The 4633-nt window shown below is 28.8% G+C and carries 4 protein-coding genes and 1 pseudogene; all 5 read left to right on the top strand.

Translation table 11 applies throughout. From position 1 onward, the window contains the following. On the top strand, positions 1 to 585 hold a 585-nt coding region (locus B2671_RS06625; RefSeq protein ID WP_346869697.1), incomplete at its 5' end, for a PQQ-dependent sugar dehydrogenase. Between the two features lie 183 nt (positions 586 to 768). Further along, positions 769 to 1371 (top strand): DUF421 domain-containing protein, encoded by a 603-nt coding sequence (locus B2671_RS06620; protein ID WP_346869696.1) that lies wholly within the window; start codon positions 769 to 771, stop codon positions 1369 to 1371. A gap of 658 nt (positions 1372 to 2029) precedes the next feature. Continuing rightward, complete coding sequence (locus B2671_RS06615) at positions 2030 to 2593, top strand: GNAT family N-acetyltransferase (RefSeq protein WP_346869695.1); 564 nt, start codon at positions 2030 to 2032, stop codon at positions 2591 to 2593. Between the two features lie 498 nt (positions 2594 to 3091). Continuing rightward, positions 3092 to 3889 (top strand): CsxC family protein, encoded by a 798-nt coding sequence (locus B2671_RS06610; protein WP_346869694.1) that lies wholly within the window; start codon positions 3092 to 3094, stop codon positions 3887 to 3889. A gap of 529 nt (positions 3890 to 4418) precedes the next feature. Then, a pseudogene (locus B2671_RS06605) lies at positions 4419 to 4633 on the top strand (hypothetical protein); the annotation flags it as partial.

Genomic DNA, 4633 nt, shown 5'->3' with positions numbered 1-4633 from the left:
GCACAAAATATCACAAGTACAGCAGGAAAAATACTACGAATAGAATTAGATGGTAGTATTCCTGAAGATAATCCAAATGTAAATTCACCTGTTTATAGCTTAGGGCATAGAAATCCTCAGGGCTTAGCTTGGAATTCAAGAAATATATTGTATGCATCTGAGCATGGGCAGACTGCTCATGATGAAATAAATATTATACAGCCAGGAGCTAACTATGGATGGCCTCTAGTTCAAGGAAATGAAAACTCTAAGGAAATTATAGTGCAAAAGCCATTAATACACAGTGAAGAAGAGACATGGGCACCTTCTGGTATAGCCTTTGTAGACCAAGGACCGTGGCAAGGAAAATTACTAGTTGCTACTTTACGTGGAGAACAACTACTTACTATTCCACTGAATGGAAAAGGAACGAAAGTAAATAGCTTAGATTCATGGTTGAAGAATAGATATGGACGCTTACGTGAGATTATTCAGGGGAAAGATGGAGCGATTTACCTAACAACAAGCAATAGAGATGGAAGAGGTAATCCTAATATAGGTGATGATAGAATTATTCGGATTATTCCCTCAAAGAGTAATATTTAGGGATTGAGAATTGAGTAGTATGGGATTAAACAAAATTAATATATAACAAAAATCAGATAGTTGGAAGTATAAAGAAACCTAAAAGGAAATGCAGCTTGAAATATAAATCGTACTACAATGTATTAAAAATTCTTATTAGCAAATAATATAAAATATTTAATATTTGCTTAAGGAGGAGAGCATGTGGACTTAAATTGGATATGGCAATCAATACTAATATTTATTGTAGGCACATTTATTTTAAGGATGGGTGGAAGAAAATCCATTTCCCAAATGACGATTTCCCAAACTATTGTAATGATAGGATTAGGATCTTTACTCATTCAGCCTGTATCTGGAAAGGGGCTTCTTGTAACCTTTCTAGCAGCTGGTATATTAACAATATTAATGATAATTACTGAGTACTTGGAAATAAAAATAGATTTTTTAGAGACTATGTTTTCAGGTAAAGCAGTAATTGTTATTGAAAATGGTAAACCTAATATTAAAAATTTGAAAAAGCTTAGAATGTCAATTGATAGGCTTGAAACTCGGTTGAGGCAGTCAGGTATATCCTCAATAGAAGATGTTCAATATGCAACAATAGAAGTAAGTGGTCAGCTTGGATATGAATTGAAAAATAACAAAAGGCCTCTAAACCAAGAGGATTTTATAAAGCTAATGAGTGAAATATATGAATTAAAAGCAATGATTAGCAATAAGACGAAACCTCAAAATTATGAAAATAACAATATATTTAAAGAAATAAAAGGTGGAAAGTTTGAGGGAAATAAAAATGAGCCATAAAGTATAACAATTTAAAAAGTACAAAATAATAGTCATGCATATTTAATATGATTAGTATAGCTTAAATATACAAGTTTATTGACAATATAAGTATAATAATGTAAAATGTACTTAACATGTTTATAGGAGGATAATTGTATGAAAAAACTAATTCTAAACGTTGTAAGGTAATATAATTTAATACTAATCTTAAAAATGTTTTTTGCTTGTTGGTTATACAAGTTTATTTAGAATGCAATTTATTATTACTGTTTATATTTACTACAGTTCTGATTATTATGCCTATAAATTTGTATTATGGATAGGTGTATTAAGGTTACATTTTTGAGATAAACAATGTTAAGGAATAGTTTTTGCGTTTATACCTTTTATAAATTTATATTATTATAAGAAATATAGTAATTTAATTATATTCTTTTAATTTGCATATTTTTATAGTTGTTTGTTATTAAATGCCATACTTAACGTATGGTTTTTTTATGCAATAAATAAGCTTTCATCTGTCTATATTGCATAGAATAATAACAATAATTTTAATAAGGTTGTAAATGAAATTTAATTTCATTACAGTCTTTTTATTTTTTGTAAGGGGTGAGCTTATGCTAATAAATTTTTAAATTAGGAGAAGAACAAAAAATAGTAAGAGGGGGTTTTAAATATGATTAAAAGAATGAGAATTGAAACAAATAGATTAGTAATTAGGCCATATATTGAGAATGATTTATTAGAATCTTTTCAATTAATGCAGAATAAAGAGTTATTTAAATATCTGGATATGGAGGTTATGTCTTTTGAAGAATATAAAGGGTTATTTAAATGGCTGATTGATTCTTATAAAATTGGCTTTGAGGATGACTTTAAATATTCTTTTGCAATCTTTTTGAAAGATACAGGTAAATTTATTGGTTGGTGTGGAGTTGGAATTCTTGATTGCTTCTATCCGGAAAAGGAGATATATTATTTGATTGGGCAAGATTACTGGGGAAATGGGTATGCTACTGAAGCTATGACTGCATTAATTAATTATTGCTTTAATACAATTAGACTTCAAAGAATTATTGCTTTAGCAAAGCCAGAAAATATAGCTTCGAATAAAGTTATACAAAAGCTTGGATTTAAATTTCAACATTTAGTTAGTGGATTACCTGAAGAGTTTGATTTCTATAATGGAGAACCATGCTATTTACTTACAAAAGATGAATATTTAGGAATAGCGAAATAACAAGAAAGTAATTATATTTATTATATCTAAAAGTAAAGTTAAGAATGGTGAGGATATAACTTCAAGAAAAGTCTTTACTATAGAATGCGAGAATATTATATTAAGAGAATTTCAATTAGAGGATTTGGATGAAATATATGCTTTTACCTTACAGCCTGAGATAACGGAGTTTTTACCTAATTGGATAGCAACAAAATATAAACGTAGAGAATCGCTAATTAACTATGAATTTAATGAGATTAATTAAATATATGTTTGAAGAGATATATTGAAACTGAACGTTTAATTATTAAAAAATATTGTATAGAGGATATTGGTTATTTATTACTAGGCTATCTTTAGATACTCTAAAATTTATTCAACAGGTTTACGACCGCATTTACTAGATAGGAGAATTTTTTTTATTCGTATATGAACAAAAAGTATAAATTCGTATATTATGTAGTATAAGACTTGACTAATTATATTTTAATTAGAAAAAATGGAGGAAATGTTATTATGAATGACAATAAAATATATGCAAATGATAATAGATGTGAAACTGATTCTTGTGCAACAGTTACTACTCAAGTAGAATCACTAACTGAACAACTTCCTGTAACTCCTATTGTTATTGCACCTGGACCTGCATTTGTTAAGATTCCAGTTGTGTTAGCAGAAGTAAATATAACTATTCCGGTTGAAGCTACTATCACATTAGACCAACCAGCTATAGAAGTTAAAAGAATTAAAAAGAATGTATATTTAACTCAATCCCGTATTATTCCATTTTCTCAAGATGATCAATTTAATACTGGAATACTATTTATAGCAGGTTTTATAAGAAAGAATATTGAATATGCAACTAAAACTTGTAGGACAGCTGGAACTCCGAATGTTTGTGGAGATATAAGACATTGTACAGTTGAAGTACCTTTCAATTTCACAACAAGAATTGCTTTCCTTAGACCACCGATTTTTATTGAAAATAGCATTCCGAGTGAATTAGAATTCTTTACAGATAAACTTCAAAGTTGCGATGCTTGTTCAGATCCAGTAATTGGACGTAATCCTTGCGATCAGAGTTTCTTCTATACAGAATTCTTTAACGAAAAACCTTTTACTGAATTAGTAAGAGCAGATATTGCTGAAGTTGATATTCACACAAATCCAAATTTAAGTTGCACAGTTCCTACAGAGCAAATATTTACTCAACTTACAGAAAAAGTAGTAGTAAATTTAACACTAAAAGTATTACAAGAACAACAGGTAGAAATTATAGCAACAGAATCAACACAAGCAACATGCAGGAATTAAATTGAAAAATTAATTTTGTTTAAATAATATATTGCAGACCGAAAGCTTACTAAGAGAGGTTTTTGGTCTGTTTTTAAGAGAAAAATTATTTCTAACAATCATGACAATACTTAATATAAGTTTCATCCGCAGGATGAGATATCTTTATATCATGAATCCCTTCGATGGCTTGGCTGTTTGTCTTGTAGAAAGCTTTAGATTCATATGATAAGTAAGACTGAATCCCATTACATGAGGATTAAATTTCTGATATTCTTGACTGACAGAATCATCAAAGGCTAACTGCTTCAAGGGAATATGCTTAGCTATAAAAGTAAGCAATTGAAAAATAATTGAAATTAAATATTGGCTATAAGTAAATAAATAAGTTATATTTGAATCCATAACAATGTTCTTTCCTTTGGATTTTTGATTGGCTTTGTGATTCAATTATAGCAGAAAAAAGGGGGCATTGATATATATAATTTAAAAAGGAATTAGTGTAAAAACTTTATACTAACAATTAGATAGATAGGGAGGAAATCTTATAATGAATGATAGCCAAAAAAATATAAGTGATTATGAATGTGTAGCAAATCCTTGTGCAACTATTACTTCTAAAGTACAATCATTAACTAAACAAATTCCTGTAACACCTGTTGTTATTAAATCTGGACCTGTATTTGTTAAGATTCCAGTTGTATTAGCAGAGATAAACATAACAATTCCTGTTGAAGCTACTATCACATTAGACCAACCAGCTAT

This window comes from Clostridium sp. UBA5119, assembly GCF_002414285.1.
GTDB lineage: Bacteria > Bacillota > Clostridia > Clostridiales > Clostridiaceae > Clostridium_J > Clostridium_J sulfidigenes.
The sequence above is the reverse complement of the archived record's forward strand: the minus strand, read 5'-3'. Positions and strand labels throughout refer to the sequence as shown.